Annotated in this window: 22 protein-coding genes and 1 pseudogene; all 23 read left to right on the forward strand. The window is 45.3% G+C overall.

From position 1 onward, the window contains the following. The first annotated feature begins 83 nt into the window (after window positions 1–83). A complete protein-coding gene (locus NYF15_RS21480) occupies window positions 84–974 on the forward strand; it encodes a GPO family capsid scaffolding protein (RefSeq protein WP_371353309.1) in 891 nt (296 codons plus the stop codon). A gap of 42 nt (window positions 975–1,016) precedes the next feature. After that, window positions 1,017–2,054, forward strand: coding sequence for a phage major capsid protein, P2 family (locus tag NYF15_RS21485; protein WP_341803346.1), 1,038 nt, complete (start codon window positions 1,017–1,019; stop codon window positions 2,052–2,054). A gap of 80 nt (window positions 2,055–2,134) precedes the next feature. Continuing rightward, entirely contained in the window at window positions 2,135–2,881 is a 747-nt protein-coding gene (gene gpM, locus NYF15_RS21490) for a phage terminase small subunit (protein ID WP_371353308.1), read from the forward strand. 117 nt (window positions 2,882–2,998) lie between these two features. Then, window positions 2,999–3,436 carry a phage head protein gene (locus NYF15_RS21495; RefSeq protein WP_371353307.1) on the forward strand — a complete coding sequence of 146 codons (438 nt, stop codon included), beginning with the start codon at window positions 2,999–3,001 and terminating at the stop codon, window positions 3,434–3,436. After that, window positions 3,433–3,906 (forward strand): phage tail protein, encoded by a 474-nt coding sequence (locus NYF15_RS21500; protein WP_371353306.1) that lies wholly within the window; start codon window positions 3,433–3,435, stop codon window positions 3,904–3,906. The genes NYF15_RS21495 and NYF15_RS21500 overlap by 4 nt, the downstream gene beginning before the upstream one ends. Further along, complete coding sequence (locus NYF15_RS21505) at window positions 3,899–4,531, forward strand: phage virion morphogenesis protein (RefSeq protein ID WP_371353305.1); 633 nt, start codon at window positions 3,899–3,901, stop codon at window positions 4,529–4,531. Before NYF15_RS21500 ends, NYF15_RS21505 begins: the two co-directional genes overlap by 8 nt. 21 nt (window positions 4,532–4,552) lie before the next feature. After that, entirely contained in the window at window positions 4,553–5,659 is a 1,107-nt protein-coding gene (locus NYF15_RS21510) for a DUF2586 domain-containing protein (RefSeq protein WP_371353304.1), read from the forward strand. Window positions 5,660–5,664: 5 nt separating this feature from the next. Further along, a complete protein-coding gene (locus NYF15_RS21515) occupies window positions 5,665–6,114 on the forward strand; it encodes a phage protein (protein ID WP_341803340.1) in 450 nt (149 codons plus the stop codon). Beyond that, window positions 6,114–6,746, forward strand: coding sequence for a hypothetical protein (locus NYF15_RS21520; protein ID WP_371353303.1), 633 nt, complete (start codon window positions 6,114–6,116; stop codon window positions 6,744–6,746). The genes NYF15_RS21515 and NYF15_RS21520 overlap by 1 nt, the downstream gene beginning before the upstream one ends. Further along, a complete protein-coding gene (locus NYF15_RS21525; RefSeq protein ID WP_371353302.1) occupies window positions 6,736–7,023 on the forward strand; it encodes a putative phage tail assembly chaperone in 288 nt (95 codons plus the stop codon). The genes NYF15_RS21520 and NYF15_RS21525 overlap by 11 nt, the downstream gene beginning before the upstream one ends. A gap of 20 nt (window positions 7,024–7,043) precedes the next feature. Continuing rightward, complete coding sequence (locus NYF15_RS21530) at window positions 7,044–7,190, forward strand: hypothetical protein (protein WP_371353301.1); 147 nt, start codon at window positions 7,044–7,046, stop codon at window positions 7,188–7,190. Beyond that, window positions 7,190–9,361, forward strand: coding sequence for a phage tail tape measure protein (locus tag NYF15_RS21535; protein ID WP_371353300.1), 2,172 nt, complete (start codon window positions 7,190–7,192; stop codon window positions 9,359–9,361). The genes NYF15_RS21530 and NYF15_RS21535 overlap by 1 nt, the downstream gene beginning before the upstream one ends. Further along, the gene (locus tag NYF15_RS21540) at window positions 9,361–9,666 is read left to right on the forward strand and encodes a DUF2590 family protein (RefSeq protein ID WP_341803336.1); all 306 of its coding nucleotides are present in this window, start codon (window positions 9,361–9,363) and stop codon (window positions 9,664–9,666) included. Before NYF15_RS21535 ends, NYF15_RS21540 begins: the two co-directional genes overlap by 1 nt. Then, window positions 9,666–10,817: a baseplate J/gp47 family protein gene (locus tag NYF15_RS21545; RefSeq protein WP_371353299.1), complete on the forward strand. Its 1,152-nt coding sequence runs from the start codon at window positions 9,666–9,668 to the stop codon at window positions 10,815–10,817. Before NYF15_RS21540 ends, NYF15_RS21545 begins: the two co-directional genes overlap by 1 nt. Beyond that, complete coding sequence (locus tag NYF15_RS21550) at window positions 10,810–11,334, forward strand: hypothetical protein (protein WP_371353298.1); 525 nt, start codon at window positions 10,810–10,812, stop codon at window positions 11,332–11,334. The genes NYF15_RS21545 and NYF15_RS21550 overlap by 8 nt, the downstream gene beginning before the upstream one ends. Further along, complete coding sequence (locus tag NYF15_RS21555) at window positions 11,331–12,155, forward strand: phage tail protein (protein WP_371353297.1); 825 nt, start codon at window positions 11,331–11,333, stop codon at window positions 12,153–12,155. Before NYF15_RS21550 ends, NYF15_RS21555 begins: the two co-directional genes overlap by 4 nt. Continuing rightward, complete coding sequence (locus tag NYF15_RS21560; protein ID WP_371353296.1) at window positions 12,156–13,169, forward strand: hypothetical protein; 1,014 nt, start codon at window positions 12,156–12,158, stop codon at window positions 13,167–13,169. A gap of 1 nt (window position 13,170) precedes the next feature. Next, window positions 13,171–13,692 carry a hypothetical protein gene (locus NYF15_RS21565; protein ID WP_371353295.1) on the forward strand — a complete coding sequence of 174 codons (522 nt, stop codon included), beginning with the start codon at window positions 13,171–13,173 and terminating at the stop codon, window positions 13,690–13,692. 9 nt (window positions 13,693–13,701) lie between these two features. Next, entirely contained in the window at window positions 13,702–14,028 is a 327-nt protein-coding gene (locus NYF15_RS21570) for a DUF1353 domain-containing protein (RefSeq protein WP_371353294.1), read from the forward strand. 4 nt (window positions 14,029–14,032) lie between these two features. Beyond that, window positions 14,033–14,731 carry a hypothetical protein gene (locus NYF15_RS21575; protein WP_371353293.1) on the forward strand — a complete coding sequence of 233 codons (699 nt, stop codon included), beginning with the start codon at window positions 14,033–14,035 and terminating at the stop codon, window positions 14,729–14,731. Then, on the forward strand, window positions 14,728–15,210 hold the full coding sequence (locus tag NYF15_RS21580) for a hypothetical protein (protein WP_371353292.1): 483 nt from the start codon (window positions 14,728–14,730) through the stop codon (window positions 15,208–15,210). Before NYF15_RS21575 ends, NYF15_RS21580 begins: the two co-directional genes overlap by 4 nt. Then, window positions 15,207–15,902, forward strand: a complete 696-nt coding sequence (locus tag NYF15_RS21585; protein WP_371353291.1) for a hypothetical protein — start codon at window positions 15,207–15,209, stop codon at window positions 15,900–15,902. Before NYF15_RS21580 ends, NYF15_RS21585 begins: the two co-directional genes overlap by 4 nt. Then, a pseudogene (locus NYF15_RS21590) lies at window positions 15,884–16,326 on the forward strand (hypothetical protein); the annotation flags it as partial. The gene NYF15_RS21585 and the pseudogene NYF15_RS21590, both read left to right, overlap by 19 nt.

Genomic DNA, 16,326 nt, shown 5'->3' on the forward strand with positions numbered 1-16,326 from the left:
TAAACCGTTGGAAAGGTGTAAAAAGAGGGTGCAAACTGCAAGCAACTTTAAAGCAAAACGCTCAACCAACAAAGGTTTTATTTATGCCAGGTCAACTACGTACAAAACCACTTTCCATTGCTGCGGTAGGCATGACAGTTGATGGTCGTGAAATCACAGAGCAAGACGTAGCCGACATTGTAGAAACCTACAACCCGCGCAAATATGGCGCACGTATCAACCTTGATCATGAATTCAATTGGTCGGGCTGGGCAGCTAAAAACCTACACAACGTTGATATAGCAGGCATGTTGGGCGATGTGTTGAGCGTTGAAGCATACGAAAACGAAGAAGGTGTGGTGTGCTTATATGCGGTGCTTGCACCAAATCAAAGCTTTGTTGAGCTAAACAAAGCCGATCAAGCGGTGTACTTCAGCATTGAAATAAACCGTGACTTTATGGGCTCGGGCAAAACCTACCTAACAGGCCTTGCTGTCACCGATTACCCAGCGAGTTGCTACACAGACCGTATTAACTTTAGCAGTAAGAGTAAGTCAGACGACAAGGACGTCGCCTTATTAAAAGTCGAGTTAGGGGCATGCGAACCCGTCGATGATGAACCCACTAAAAAACCCTTTTTTAAACGACTATTTTCATTCAATCAGGAAGAACCCGATATGAAACCAGAAGACTTAGCCACCGCATTAAAAGATGCACTGGGCACACCGCTTGCCGAATTCAGCCAAAAGCTAGACGGCTTTTCAACAAAGCTTGATTCATTCTCAACCACCAAAGTGGAAGGCGAAGAAACACCGCCTGAAGATGGCGAAAGCACTCAAGTAGCTGAGCTAAAAGAAGAGCTATCCACAACGAAAAAACTGCTTACAGAACTGACAGACAAGTTTGAAAAAGCAGTAAACGCACCTGCGGGTAATACCACCGACGCCGACGATGAACCCGAAGGCGACGAAGGTAAATACAGCCAGTTGCTGTAATCACACGGATTGAACGTAACCAATTTAAACGCAGGAAAGAACATGAAGACAAGAACCAGAGAATTATTTGTTGCCATTATGGCAGGCATGGCCGTTAACTATGGCGTGGCATCAATGTCAGAGCAATTTAACGTTGAGCCAACTGTAGAGCAACGCCTTTATGACGCAGTGTATGAATCGTCTGAATTCTTACAGATGATTAATACCGCACCGGTTGATGACCTAGTCGGTCAATCGGTGATCATGAGTGTTGACGGTGGTGTGACGGGTCGTGCTGGTGTTGAAACCGACGACACCAAAGAGCGTAAAACCCGCGATGTATCGAAGCTCGATAAACGCGAATATCGCTGTTACCCAACTGAATGTGACATTCATATCACATGGGTGAAAATGGATCAGTGGTCGAAGTTCCCTGATTTCCATGAACGCTACCGTAACCACGTTCGCCAGGCGATTGCACTGGATATCATCAAAATCGGTTGGAATGGTACGCATGCCGCTGATACCACGGATATTGTGGCATACCCAATGATGAATGACGTCAACATTGGTTGGTTGCAATTACTTCGTCGTGATGCACCAGAGCGTGTTGTGACCGAAGGTGTAACAGTGAATGAAATCCGTATTGGTGCAGGCGGCGACTATGAAAACCTCGATCAAGCAGTGCATGACGCATTGCAAGGTATTCCAGAGCATAAACGTGCCAACATGGTGGCGATTATCGGTGATGAACTACTCGCACACGATAAAAATAAGCTGTACGCCAAACAAGCACACACACCAAGCGAAAAGACAAAAATTGAGCTTCAACAGGTCATTGAAACCTATGGGGGCTTGGCGAGTTACAAAATTCCTTTTTTCCCCGCACGCGGCATCTTAGTCACCAGCTTTGACAACCTAAGTCATTACGTGCAAACAGGTTCAACCCGTACGAGCGTTGAAAATAACGCGAAGAAAAAACGTGTTGAAGACTATCTGTCACGTAACGATTGCTACTACGTCGAAGACTTAGAAAAAGCGATTTACTTTGAATCAGCCAATGTGAAGTTACCAAATCAAGCAGGTGACGGCTGGGTTTAGTTTACTAACAGCAGCAATTGCCGCCCTTTTTTCCAAGTTTCAGGGCGGCTCTTTTTAACCAACTAGTAGAGTGTTTTTAAATGAGCTTAGTTAAAAAATCATTAGCCAAAACAGCAAACAGCGTACCAAATAGCACTGACACAAAGGCGCCAACAGCAGCGGTTGAAGCCGTTCAAGCTAATACGCCAGTAACCGACAATGAGCAAAAAGAGTACCCGTTTTTTGTAGCGGCCATCGAGTCTGACTTAGCTCAACTAAAAACATTTAGCGATATTGCAGATAAAGCCAGTTATAAGTCAGAAGCCCTAAAGCGTAATGACTATCTAGGCTATATCAACCGCTATCGCCTAAGCGGCCAAAACCACCCCAACACCGTGTTGGCATGGGTATTTATTTGGCTAGTAGATTTAAAACGCTGGGATGCAGTGCTAGGGCTATTGCCATTGATGGTTGAACAAAAGCAGCCATTACCCACGGTGTTTAATACCAAACATTGGCCTGCGTTCGTTATCGATCAGTTGTACGACGATGCCAACTTTTACTTATCAGAATCAAAACATGATGGGTTATTTGAAATCAGTTTTGTACTGCATCGCTTAATCAAGATCGTGAAAAACCAAAACTGGACAGGTTTAGAAGTCGTGGGCGGCAAGCTCTACGCCATCACCGCTAAGGTCGATGCGTCATTACACAATTACGGCTTTGCTGCGATTTTTGCTGAGCAGGCCCTCGCCATTAACGATGGTGCAGGTGTAAAGGGGCTATTAAAAGATCTGCAAAAGTTACTAAAACAAAGCGAGCCAGAAAAAGCGGCAGACGCTGACTAGCTCCATCGCCGGTGGGCAACTTAGCACAGCGTTTGCATTGCTTGCTTAACGCATGTGACTAAGTGGCGCCCACACCCAATTTAATTGTCATGTGAATGGTCTAGTGAAAGGTGTGTGATGAATTTAAGCGGTATGCCACAGGCAGATTTACAAAGCGTCAATGTTGAAGTGCCAGGCAATGGCTATTATCCAGCACTCGGCACGGCTCACTTTATTGAGCATTACGCGGTTGCCAGCGAGTACGCGAATAAACCTGATCTGCTCGTTGAAAAACTCACCCGTGCTCAAGCAGAAATAAACCAAGAGCTAGACGGTGTTCAACTGACCAATAGCGAACCGCTTAACGCGCAACAAGTGATTTTTTACTGTGATGCTGTGTACAGCAAAGCCAAAGCAAATTTGCTGGTATCAAAGCTTGGCAATACACACCGTGATAACGCGACAGCACAGAGCCAATCAGCGGTTGATAATCATGAACATTGGCAACGCGAGAGTATTAACGCTTTGCGTTTATTGCAGTCGCTCAGCGTGAACTTGTCGGTTGAATTGCTATGAGCCAAAGCAAAATAGCAATGCTTAAACAGCATTTAGTTAGCGCTGTGTATCAGGGTCACAAATTAGCCCTTGATACCCAGTTTGATAGTTGGATTGAAGGCGGACGCATTGAGCCCTGTAGCAAAACAATAAATGGAAACGGGTTATTAGCCGCACGTTTTTATTACTCAGGGGTGATCAGTATAAACCCGTGCTCAGCGCCAGCAGCATTGATTTGTGCCTTTGCCTCGTTTTGGCTGCAAAACAATGGCGGTAAATACGACAGCCGCGACCTTGAATTCAGTGCTGATGTGAATGATGACAACAGCAATGAAGTTGAATTGATGATTGAACAGCTATGTGAAGAGATTGAGCTTGTTCAAACAGAGAACGGCCCGTTTGAATTAGACGGCATACGTTATGACTTTGGTGAACAAAGCGTGTGGATTGCTGAAGAGTTTACATTGCTAGGGCAAATAAGCCGTGCTTAACGTCAAATTTGACGAGGGGCAAAGTAAAGAGCAGCTCGCGTTTTTACGCCTTAGCCCAAACAAGCGCCGCAATTTAATACGCGGTGCAATTCGCGCGGCAAACCGAAGTAGTAAAACGCGGATCACTGAACAACAAGACTTGATGGGGAAGCGCTGGCAAGGCAGGGCAAACGGCAGAAAAAAGAAAATGCTCACCAAGCTTAAGCGTCGCATGAAAGTGCGGTACGGACCTGATAGCGGCCGTGTGTACTTTAATCACACACGCACTGCAAAGATAGCCCGCGCCCATCAAGAAGGGGTCAGCCTTGATGTAGAAAAACAATCAAGTGCTGGCAATCAAACTAAAGATGGGCCAGCAACAAAAAACCTCGCCCGTGCATTAATTGCGGCGGGTTACACAATCCCACGGGGGAAAGGTAAAGGCACGAAACGGCCTACGATAATCTGGATAACCGAGCATTTAAGTAAAAACCAAGCAGGGTTTTTACTGCGCGAATTAAAGGGCAGCTCAAGTAAGAGCAGTTGGCAGATTGATTTGCCTGCCCGCTCATTTTTAGGGCAGACCGCCTCTGAGCAAAAAGAGCAGCAGAGTTTTATTTTAAACAAAGCTATGCAAGTGGCGTAGCGCAGCAAATAAGGAACGACCATGGCACAAGGTAAAGTATCCGTTGCAGCCAGACAAACAGGCAGTGGCGCTACGAAAGAAGTGGAGCGCAGCGTGTTATTCATTGGCGAAGGGCCAGAGAGTAACGGCAAAATTCTACCTATTAATGCACAAAGTGATTTTGACAGTGAATTTGGTGAAGCCGATTCGCCATTAAAAACACAAGTAAAAGCATGGCAGCGTAACGGTGATGATTTGGTCAGTGGCTATGCCATTGCTCATGCTGTTGGTGCGAACATTATGACGCTCATTGATAAAGCGATGGACCAAGACGTCAGTCCTGAAATCATCGTGATTTGTACGCCTGTTACAGGCAAAGCCGACATTGAAAGTTACCAGGCTAAAGCCCTCGAAATCTTATCAAGTCTTGCAAGACGGGTTCATATTCTTGTTGCTGCGCCAGGTCTTGCCGCAGAGCAAACATGGTCTGATTTAGTAACCGCGCTTCAACCGTTGACAGATGGGGTGGTTGCCCCACGTGTGGCGGTGGTGCCATTGCTATTTGGTGATGAACTCGGCGCGGTAACAGGGCGCTTGTGTAAACGCTCAGTCACGATTGCAGATAGCCCAATGCGTGTACTGACGGGTGCCATGTCTTTGATGCCACTACCAGAAGATGCCGAAGGCAAACCACTCACCAATGCAACCACGGCAGCACTGGATGCACAGCGCTTTAGTTGCACTCAGTTTTATGCTGATTTTGATGGTGTGTACTTTGGTGATGTGAACACCCTTGATGCGGAAGGTGGCGATTTTCAACAAATTGAAAATGGTCGCATTGTTGATATGGCCGCGCGGGCTGTTCGCATCATTGCGATTCAAAACATTAAGAACCGCCGCTTAAACAACAGCCCCAGTGGCACTGAATTTGGCAAGCGCGTGATGAGTAAACCATTACGCGAAATGAGTAAGTCAGTGAACATTGGTGCAGATAAGTTCCCAGGTCTCATTGAACCGCCGAAAGAAGACAGCATTAGCATTACATGGCTGAGCGCTAAGCAAATTCAAATAATGATGAAAATCACGCCGTATGATTCACCAAGTGAAATCCTCGTCGGCATCATGTTAGACCGCCAAGATCAGGAGTAAGGCACATGCAAAAAGTATTAGGTGGTAAAGATTTTGATGTGTTCATTGGTTCGTCAATGGTGCACGTAATAGAAGCACAGGTAAAAATCACCGATGGCCGAAAACCTAAAACCGTGCGTGGTGTGCCTAAAGGCTACATTGATGGCCCAGTGTCAGCGGAAGTAACCCTAAAGCTTGATCATGAGAACTGGCTAATTGTGCAATCACAAGCAGAAAAAGCGGGAAGCTGGAAGGGGATTGAGCCGTTTGATGTGGCATTCAATGCTGAGGTATCAGCAGGGAAAAAGAATATTGAGGCATTTGGTTGTTTACCGCAACTAGAAGACTTGCTTGATCTGAAAGCGGAAGGAGGCGACGAAGACGTCACCTCGATTAAGTGCCCTGTGACGAGTCCTGATTTTATCAAAATCAATGGTGTGCCGTATCTAACCGCTGATGAAGTGAGAGATCTGTAATGACTAAAGCCATTCGCAATCTATCTGTTACAGCGTTACTTAATACATTACAAGCATGTGGCTACCGTGTGTTTGAAGGTGAATTAAACCTAAACATTATTGGTATTCGCCATGCAAACACCCGTGCCAATACGTTTAATGATGCGATTTGTGTGCTGTATCAACAAGGTGGTGAGTGGCAATTAAACCAGTTTAAAGCCACTACAGACGCAGGCCTTTACTGGCGTAAACACCCGATGAACGTAGACGGTACTGCCGTGCTAGTTGCAGGACAGCATAAAAGCTTATGGACGTTGGGTTATCACCAGGGCAAATACCGCGCCCTTGTACAACATAAACCCGTTGTTGTCTTGCGTGACAACAATAAAGACACCGAGTTAGACACGGACGTCACACCAGAGGCGCAACTACAGCAAGGTTATTTTGGCATTAACTGCCACCGCGCAAACAGTAAAACCACATCAACCCAAGTTGATAAGTGGTCTGCCGGTTGCCAGGTGTTTGCAAATCCAAATGACTTTGACGAGTTCATTGCCTTGTGTGAGCAATCCGCTGCCAAGTATGGCCCTTATTTTACCTACACGCTGCTAGACCAAGCAGATATTAAAGAGAGTATTGATCATGGCGTTTGAAAAGAAAATTACCGTTGAGACTTCGAAAGGTGAAATCACCTTTAACATTAACGCTAACGACTACAACAAGTATTTAAATGCAACGCAGCCCAATAACAAAGTGCAACCGGCAACCAACTTTTTGTTAGACACCGTCATTGAAAGTCATGTAGCGAAGCTTAAAGAGTTAGTGCAAGAGCCTGGTGCGCCATTGTTCTTAGTGGGGGCGGTGGTTGAAGAGTATCAACCAGAGTTTAATTTCAAAGTAAAAAAATCGAAAGCCGAGCCAAGCAAATAGGCAAAAACAGACTTGATCAGTTGTTGGCGTATCACGCTAAATACTTTGGCGTGATCCCCCCAACGGATGAAAGCTTGGCACAGGCTCTTTACTTATACACCAGTGAACAAGAGAACTTAGCAATAGCCGTAAACAACGGTATTTGTACAGCAATAGGCGGCGATTAATGGCAACCCTCAGCAAGTTAGATAAGCTCACTTATTCAATCGGCATCATTGATAAAGTCACTGGGCCGGTTAATAAAGTCATGGCTAAAATTAACCAGCTGAGCAGCCAAGCACGAGCTTCGCAAGATCAAATGATGCGCGGTGCAACAACGGCTGTCGCGGGCGGTTTTGCGCTGGCTCGTTCTTTAAATCCCGCCATTGATCATGTGGCCGCATTGGGTGAAGTACAATCATTGGGTGTTGCCGATGATGCGCTACAAAAACTGACTAAAACCTCCTATGAGTTTGGCTTTCAATTTGGCGGTAACTCCGCAGAGTTTGTGCGAAGCGCTTATGACATTCAGTCTGCGATTGCGGGCTTAAATGGTGATGAATTATCTGAGTTTACGAAAACATCAAACATGCTCGCTGTGGCGACCAAAGCGGACGCGTCAACAATCACCAGCTACATGGGCACCATGTACGGTATTTTTGAGCAAACCGCCAATAAAATGGGGAAGGCCAATTGGGTAAATCAAATTGCAGGCCAAACAGCGACAGCGGTACAACTATATAAAACCACCGGTGCTGAAATGCAAGCCGCATTTGCCAACCTTGGGGCAACGGCAACCAATATTGGCTTAAGCTCAGCACAGCAATTTGCCTTAGTGGGTGAATTACAGCTGGTTGCTAAATCAGGCTCGGTGGCAGGCACGCAAGCCGCCTCGTTACTACAGGGCATTGGCAAAGCACAAGACGCACTGGGCATTAAACTGACCGCTGATAATGGTGATATGTTGGCGATTGATGTGGTGTTAGGGCGTATCAATGAACGCTTATCCTCATTGGGTTCTGTACAACGCGGTGATGTGTTGACACAAATCTTTGGTAAGCAGGGCGCGAAAGCAATCGACGTACTGAGTACCAAAGTTGATAAGCTCAAAGCAGGCATTAACACCTTTGAAAATGTACAAGATGCGTCAAAAGCCGCGGAAATGGCAAACATTATTGCCAGCCCGTGGGATCGTTTAGTCGGTTCGTTTAATGCCGCAGCCACCGCGGTAGGCAATCGTTTACTACCTGTGGTTGAACCATTTGTTGAACAACTCGCCGCTGGCTTTGCATATATCGTTTCCCTGACTGAGCGCTTTCCTGTTTTATCCAGTGTGATAGCAACGGCTGTGGTGGGCATTATTGCGCTGATCACCGTGTATGGGTTGGTTATTTTCACAATGGGCCTTTATCGCATGGCGCTTGTATCAACCGCTGCACTCACCAGTGGTTTAACCTTACTGACTAAGCTTTGGCAAGGGGCGTTGATTGCTTTACGTGTACTGGGATTCTTATCACTTATTGCGACAGTCGCCGCTGCATCGATTGCGTTTGGTGCGTTTAAAACCGTGATGTTGGCAGGTAAAGCCGCCACATGGTTATTTAATGCTGCACTGTGGGCAAACCCTGTTACATGGGTTGTTGCAGGTATTATCGCATTGGTTGCCGCCGTGGCTGCGCTGATTTATTACTGGGATGATCTTGTTGCCGCATTCCAAAACACGGCATGGGGTCAAGCACTCATGCAAGCATTTGTGAATGTGAAAGCATCGTTTGATTACGTGATTGACAGTGTTAAGTGGTTACTTGAAAAGCTTGGTCTTATTGATGATACCGAAGCAAAAATAAGAACAGAAGCGGTATCAGCCTATGAAAGCATTGATCGCAGCCAACCAAAAAACTTAGTTATGCAGCATGCGGATCAGGCCTATAGCCGCGACTATGGCAAACGCATTATTGATAATGCCGCTGCTATACCTAATCGTACCGTTACGAATAACTATGCTTCAGCTAACCATTTTACTAACGCTGCTAATTCGCCTGTATTTGATGCAAAACAAGCCGAGTTATCTGGCCTGAACAGTCATATTAGCCAAACAGTAGCAAAAACAGATCAGGCAGTTACTAACGCAGTACACACCAATGCTAACAGCGTTGAGCAACTGAGTACCCAACAACACAGTAAAAGCTATAAGCCAAGTGTGAAAAAGTCAGCGTATTTGCAAAGCCTAGCAACAAGTAACAACACAGACAATTCGCGTCAAACGGATAACAGTAAACGTGTCTACATCGATAATTTAACGGTTAAGTCTGAAGACCCATTAAACAGTATTGAAACAATGATGGAGCTTACAGGCTAATGACAACTATCAATATTGATTTAAACATTGTTGATCAGGACTTGGCCCTTGATAGCTTTGCCGTGCCTAGCCAGCTAACGAATAGCGATGTGATTGCACAGGATATTAAGCACCGCATTATTGAAAGCGGCAAACTGGTTGAGCTCATTGGCCTTCGTAATAACAACATCGTTGCCAAAATTTTAACGGAGATAGAGTTGATAGTGGAGCAAGATCAGCGTTTGAAGCCAGGCACCATCAAAGTGATAAAGCAGCTGACAGGTGAAATTAGTGTCACCGCTCACACGATTGAGGGGGCCATTTAATGGACTACACCACGTTATTTAAGCAAGAGCTTCAAGCCGCGGGCATTCCTGTCACGGATGAAGAACTGCACGCACTGTGGCAAAAGCATGTTGAGCAAGGTGAGTTTTCGGTTAACAACACAAGCACGTTTAGCCCGTTTTTTCGTTTGCAAAAATCCATCATGGTTGAGCCTGCACGACAGCTTATCGATAGCTTGATCACAAAGGTAATGCCTAATTCCTTTGTTATGCTTGCCAGTGATGAGTGGTTAGAGCAACACGGCGAATCGCGTAAAACCTTTAAGTTGCCTGCGGTAAAAGCAAAAGGACTGATTGAATTTACACGCACAGATACCGACACGGAATTAGTGATCCCCCAAGGCACAGTAATAGAGAGCTTACCGATCAACGGGCACGTATATCGTGTCGTGACGTTATTTGATCAAACCTTTGCTGCGGGAGAAGCAACACACACTGTGTCAGTCGAGGCTGAGCAGACAGGGCAAAGCTACAACTTAGCCGCGGGTTACTATGTACGTGTTATCTCAGATATTGAAAACCTCACAGCTACGAATAAGACTGATTGGCTAACCAGAGCAGGGCAAGACGTTGAAACAGATGATAACTATCGGTTGCGTATACGTGATGCATTTTCGTCTCTAGGCAGCTATCACGTTGATGCGGTGTATCGCTCTATTATTTCAACCTTTACGGGTATTTCAGTTGATAACATCGTATTTGAAAAGAACGCACCACGGGGGCCAGGTAGTGCAAATGCCTATGTGTATTTAGATGTAGGTGCAATCAGCACGGCTTTATTGAACCAAATTAACAATCACATTGCTGAAGGTAATCACGGCAGTGGCGATGATTTGCAGGTTTATGCAATTAACTATCAGCCCTTTGATATTGTCGCGAACTATCAACAACACCCCAATACCGCTGATCGTCGTGCCGACATTGAGCAGTTTATTCGTGCAGCATTCAGACAAAACGCGGCTTACAAGCATGTCACTCGATGTCGGCCCAACACATTATTTAGTTTTAGCCAGCTCGCCAGCGAATTACACGCAGAGTTTCGAGAGCTTAAGACAATCCGTTTCGACAATGCAGATATTAACTGCGAGCTATGGTTGCCGGCAATCAACAGTGTGGTGCTAACGAATGCATGATGAATTAGTACCGCAATTACCTAGTTGGTTGAGCGGCAAAGATGCAGAAGCACTGGCAAAGGTTGCGCAAAGTTACTGGCAGGAAGTTGAGAGCTATCTATTTTGGTGGCTTGAGCAGCAACACAGCGAAACAGCACAAACCGCTATTTTAGACTTGCTTGCATGGGAACGCTCTATCAATCGCCTACCTGGTGAATCAGCCGCACTTTATGGCTTGCGTGTAAAACATGCGTTTGCCAATGCCACTGATGCTGGCTCAAATGTTGGCATGGAGCGGATCTTTAAGCGTCTTGGTTTTGGTTATATCCAAGTGAATGAGCGCGTACCAGGCTTTGATTGGGATATGGTGGAAATTGCCATGTTAGAAGATGAGTTTAGCGGCAAAGAACAACTTGTTAATGAAGTCATCGAGCAGTATGGCAGAACATGCCGCCGCTACTTTTTAAGCGCGATGGCAACGGTCAATACAACCGATGCCATTGGCCTTGTGGAATATGATCAAGAGGTAACAGGGTGAGTCAATTACAAATAACCAATGCGGGCTTAGATTATCGCAACGCCGTATTCGCCGGTGATGAAGTACAAAACATTACGCATTTTGTGTTTGCGAATATTGATGGCCAAGACGAAACCGCGCCAATAGACCCAAACACGGTGATCCCAGCAAACATTGTGCACAGTGAACCTGTTAAAGCGGTATCGCGCATCGATGGTAATGCCGTGGTGATCAGTGCCGTGATGGGCTACGACGTCGGCGACTTTGACTATAACTGGTATGGCGCCGTTGCGACCAAGGCGAATAATGAGCAAATTCTTATCGCGGTGGTCACGACTGCACGACAAAGTAAAACAAAAACGAGTGCTGAGGTTTATGGAAACTACAGCGCGAAAAGCATTGTATGGCGAAGCCAAAACATTGCTGATGACTTAAATATCACGTTAAGCGCGTTGCCCTGGCAAGTGCAAGTGGGGGAGTTTGTTAGTAAGTCTGAATTTGATGTCCACACACATGCGCAATACCTAGAAAAAACAGACTACATCACTAATTTACCCTTTAAACCAGAGGGGCCAATCACTGTTTTTAATCGTTATTCGTTAAAAGCCGCAGAGTTCGCGGCGCCAATTACTCGTAAAGACGAAACCCAATTACAAGATGGGGATTGGTTTTCAGTTCGAGCAAGTAACGGTGAGCCAGTGTTAAAAATCGCAGAGGGCAAAGCAACAAAGTTTAAGCGTCTAGAAGATGGTGCGGTTGATGTGCAAGTGAACATCGTGGCTGATGATAAAAACGAGCGGGTGTTTGTTTATAACGCCGCAGATGATGTATGGGAGTTTTAAATGGATAGCATTGTTAAGCAGCGCAACGATGGGTTTAAAGCTGGGGAGTTCTTACATAGAACCACGCAGTTATTGCCATGGCCTGAAAATGAGCGTTTAGCATACATTTATGATGCAACAACAGCAGCGAGTTATACATTTGGCTCAGTTGCATCACGAACTTATCCAAACGTTTATGATGCGCTAGGTGGTTATATCGATATACATGCGACAGGGCTTCGGTATTACAACAAAGACGGCTCTATTCGATGGGTATTATTGAGAAACGACTTACCGCGAAATAATGTTTCATTTAAAGGAAGCGTTTCAATCATACATTTGATTGATGGTGTGCCGCACTTTATTGGCCTTGTTGATGAAAATAGCTCTAGTTATCACAGAATTGTAAAAGTTAACTTGATTGATATGACGGCAGTAGTGAGCCCTACTGCATACGAAAATACAGAGTTGATATCGAGTTTCGGTATACTTGAAGATGGCACTTTATACTGTACTCACTTGTATTCGAATAATACGCGAAGCGCATCAAAGCTGGTTGACTTAAATACCCTCACAAAAACGGATGACATACCAGAGGTCGGCATAGTGAGGCAGTTAAGAAGTAATCCAACTTCTACATCGACCGACAAAGATTTTTCAGGCATTGCGTTATTCAATGGTTCGTTATCGCTAATCGGTTCATCAATCGGTTCGTCAAGCAGTGGCGGCTACACATATGATATTTGCAGCATTTTATTTGGCATTAACCCTGACTTAGATATGACAACAGCAAAAGCAGGAAAGACGCCATTGCGTACCAGCCACTCCTTTGCAGTGAATATGTTTTCAGGAGGGCTTACGCAAGTATCAAAAGATCTATTTATGTCGGATATGCAAGAGCAACATGGTTACTTCGCTATGACTAACATCTCGAATAAATATTTCACTCGACAAGCATTAGAAGAGTGGGCGTCTAATTGTCTTTATGAAACAACAGGTTTTCGTATTCCGCTAAGTGCAAGCGAAGGAACATGACATGCAAGTTTTATTATTAATTCAATCAGGTGCTATCGCACCACAGCTCCCCGATAGTATCACGTTATTTAAGCAACAGAGTATCGTAGATATTGGTGGGAAGGCCTATTTCTTTGCTGATTATATTGGCTCTAAAGCGCTTGTCAGTGATCACAATGTTGATGATTACCTCGCCAGTCTGAATCCTGTTGAAACACAGTTAATCCCTGTCATTATCGATAATGTTGCAGGGCAGCTTGAGGGGTATGTAAACAACGAAAACGAATACACGGTGCCGCAATCAAGTGATGCGGTGATTGCGACAGGAAAATTAGCTATCCCTGATCGTAAATTCAAAGTGCCGTTTAAGCGCGTTGATACGGGCCGTGTTCAATTAATGCCTGCCGAAGTGGTAGATGGTGTATTCACCTTGCCACTTAAATTTGAAACCAATGGCGTGTGGATTGTTAACCAAGCGCTTATCAATACCGACTATGAGCAAGATATTTTTGAGCTAAAAGAACGTAAGTTCTCTGTCATTTAGGGTGTAGCTATGCAAGTAAAACTTAACTTTATCAGTGCAGGCAAAGCACAATTACTTGAGCCACTCAAAACTAAGTTTGGTGAGGTGCACCGGTTCTTTGTTACAGACGGGTTTACCTTACCTTGGTATGTGCGCTGGTTTCATAATCCCTTTGGTAAAGGCTTACCCGCGGCTATTTGGCATGATTACGCATTGAAAACAGGTCGTGAGAATGCACATTACGAGTTCTTTATTTTACTTACGTTCTACGGTGTACCTCGTTGGAAAGCATACCCTATGTGGTTTTTTGTGTGGGCTTACGGCTCGTTAAAGTCACTGCTTACGGTTTTTAGGTAACGCTATGGAACTACCAGCTTCGTTTAATACACAAAGCAGGGCGGCACTGAATGCTGCGTGCAAGAGCATTCATATCATTGCCCTAAACAGTTACCAAACGCCTAGCCTTATTACGGCAGCGGCGGGGAGTCAGTTACTTGCAAAAGCAATCAACGATGCAACAAGGCAGCAACGACCTAACGCATTCAATGCAGTCATACTTAGTTGCAGCGCCCCAAGTGCAGCTGGTTTATCTAGCAAGCTTACGGCCTTTAATGTCCTGTGTGCGCTGCCAGCCTTTACGCATGCGCAGCAACATGCGAGCAGCTTAGCAACCCTTGATACCGATAAAATGCGTCTGCCTACAACAGAGCAATCAATCGAGTGGCAGCATGTAAATGATTGCTGTGCATTGCCTGCGCTTGCTAATGCTTTTGTCGACAAAAGCAAGCAGCTGGTGAACGACGAAGGTGTGCAACTCATTACAGATATTAATGCGGCACTTACTGACACCGAGCAGTTAAAAGCTGCCCGTGATAATCGGCTAACTGAAACAACCTTTCAAGCGGGTGCAAACTTAACGGTAACGCATAGCAATGCACAAAGTGCGCGAGCACTTGCACAGCAAATTGAAACATTAGGTAATAACGACATGCATTGGGCTTACTGCGTGTTTGTTGGCAGTGGCGATAACATTCAAACAATTAAAGAGCTTTTTGCATGATCACGTTAAATGGCTGGCAAGTACCAGGTTATGAAATACGTATTAATTGTGGCATTAAGTTGCCAAGTGATGACTTGAGCGGGTTAGGTTCGTTTACCTTGTCGGGTGATAAAGGGGTTAAGCCAGGTGTGGTCACTATCAATACAAAAATTCCTTTTAAGGATCATGCTGAACTTGCTGAGTTAATCACACAGGCCAAAGCAACCGATGAAAATGGCGCTCGTCTACAGTACACCATTAACAGTGAAATCACAGAAGCGTACAAAATACGTAAAGCGAAGTTCAATGATGAAGTAAAAGCAGTTGAGCTTGAAGAGGTTAAAGCGTGGCAAGTCACGTTTAAGTTGCTTGAAGTCCTTTCAACCGCCGAGCGCAATCAGCAGCAAATTGATGGTAAGGCTAAAGAAAACAGCCAAACCCAAGCCGTTGATGGACACACCACAGTACAAGCTGCGTTTGAACAAAGTGAAGGGCCATGAGTAGTAACCGGCTAATTAAAGTGCTCACCATTGGTGGTGCACAGGTGACAAGCATTGTTAGTGATAATACACAGCTTGATTTGTTCAGCACTGGCCGTGCAAGCTTTGTTATTGTCGCAGAGCATGAGCCACAAGGGATTGTTGAGTTGCACATAGGCTACAGCATTGATGCTATGCAGCCGTATTTTTTAGGTGTGATTGAAGCAAAACATCAAAGCAATGGCCGCTGGTTTTTAACGTGCCGTGAATTGATCGGCGCCTTATCGTTTGCCCATAACTTTGCTATTCGTCATGCCACCTTTGCGAACGTGTGTGACGAGCTAAGTAAAACAGGTTTAGCGTTTGTTTATCCTGATGCAGATTACACACAAACCGCCGTGCCGGCATTTTATCACCATGGCACAGGGATTGAAGCGCTAAGGCAATGCGCTGATGTGTTCAGTATTCCTCAGTTTATATTTCAGCAGCGCCCTGATGGGAAGGTGTATGCAGGTAGCTGGCACGACTCACGCTGGGCAAACACTGAAATCACCGACTTTGAAGAACACCCAATTAAAGTAATAGCTTCAAACGCAGGTATGCTTATGGCAATCCCTAAGCTACGCCCTGGTATAAAGTTAAATGGGCGGTTTATTACTGAAGTAACATTACAAGATGATAGACAGGTGATCAGATGGTCAAAAACGCTATAAAGCGCTTAGTACTTCGATACTTTCCAGAACTTGGGCAACGTAAGCATTTACCCCAGCTCGCCCGCATTAAACGTATTTATGATTTGCCAAACAAAGCGATGATCAGCAGTGCCTTTAAGCCACTCAAAGGCGCTGATGTGCAATTGCTTAACCCTAAAACAGGCGAACCATTAGCGGTGCCTGTATTTCAGCAAGTCACATTAGGCACAGGCCAAGCCGCTGATCATGGTGTGTTAAACGAACCTGCACCAGGCATGCATTGCTTAATTCAATACATCGATGGACTGAACAGCCATCCAGTCATCACCAACTTATTACCTTGGCAAAGTTTGGTGCCAGAACACAAGCGCACCGATGTCACGCTACAACAAAGTAGCCGCAGCAAGTTACAAGGCCGCGATGGTCACTGGCATTTTTCAACGGA

Origin of the sequence: Pseudoalteromonas sp. 68 DY56-GL68, assembly GCF_041414825.1 — a bacterium.
Lineage (GTDB): Bacteria > Pseudomonadota > Gammaproteobacteria > Enterobacterales > Alteromonadaceae > Pseudoalteromonas.

Coding starts and splice junctions, on each gene's coding strand:
- NYF15_RS21560 (WP_371353296.1), top strand. CDS start 12,156: ATGGATAGCATTGTTAAGCAGCGCAACGATGGGTTTAAAGCTGGGGAG.
- NYF15_RS21540 (WP_341803336.1), top strand. CDS start 9,361: ATGACAACTATCAATATTGATTTAAACATTGTTGATCAGGACTTGGCC.
- NYF15_RS21575 (WP_371353293.1), top strand. CDS start 14,033: ATGGAACTACCAGCTTCGTTTAATACACAAAGCAGGGCGGCACTGAAT.
- NYF15_RS21545 (WP_371353299.1), top strand. CDS start 9,666: ATGGACTACACCACGTTATTTAAGCAAGAGCTTCAAGCCGCGGGCATT.
- NYF15_RS21535 (WP_371353300.1), top strand. CDS start 7,190: ATGGCAACCCTCAGCAAGTTAGATAAGCTCACTTATTCAATCGGCATC.
- NYF15_RS21520 (WP_371353303.1), top strand. CDS start 6,114: ATGACTAAAGCCATTCGCAATCTATCTGTTACAGCGTTACTTAATACA.
- NYF15_RS21515 (WP_341803340.1), top strand. CDS start 5,665: ATGCAAAAAGTATTAGGTGGTAAAGATTTTGATGTGTTCATTGGTTCG.
- NYF15_RS21485 (WP_341803346.1), top strand. CDS start 1,017: ATGAAGACAAGAACCAGAGAATTATTTGTTGCCATTATGGCAGGCATG.
- NYF15_RS21565 (WP_371353295.1), top strand. CDS start 13,171: ATGCAAGTTTTATTATTAATTCAATCAGGTGCTATCGCACCACAGCTC.
- NYF15_RS21525 (WP_371353302.1), top strand. CDS start 6,736: ATGGCGTTTGAAAAGAAAATTACCGTTGAGACTTCGAAAGGTGAAATC.
- NYF15_RS21495 (WP_371353307.1), top strand. CDS start 2,999: ATGAATTTAAGCGGTATGCCACAGGCAGATTTACAAAGCGTCAATGTT.
- NYF15_RS21580 (WP_371353292.1), top strand. CDS start 14,728: ATGATCACGTTAAATGGCTGGCAAGTACCAGGTTATGAAATACGTATT.
- NYF15_RS21550 (WP_371353298.1), top strand. CDS start 10,810: ATGCATGATGAATTAGTACCGCAATTACCTAGTTGGTTGAGCGGCAAA.
- NYF15_RS21510 (WP_371353304.1), top strand. CDS start 4,553: ATGGCACAAGGTAAAGTATCCGTTGCAGCCAGACAAACAGGCAGTGGC.
- NYF15_RS21570 (WP_371353294.1), top strand. CDS start 13,702: ATGCAAGTAAAACTTAACTTTATCAGTGCAGGCAAAGCACAATTACTT.
- NYF15_RS21500 (WP_371353306.1), top strand. CDS start 3,433: ATGAGCCAAAGCAAAATAGCAATGCTTAAACAGCATTTAGTTAGCGCT.
- NYF15_RS21480 (WP_371353309.1), top strand. CDS start 84: ATGCCAGGTCAACTACGTACAAAACCACTTTCCATTGCTGCGGTAGGC.
- NYF15_RS21585 (WP_371353291.1), top strand. CDS start 15,207: ATGAGTAGTAACCGGCTAATTAAAGTGCTCACCATTGGTGGTGCACAG.
- gpM (WP_371353308.1), top strand. CDS start 2,135: ATGAGCTTAGTTAAAAAATCATTAGCCAAAACAGCAAACAGCGTACCA.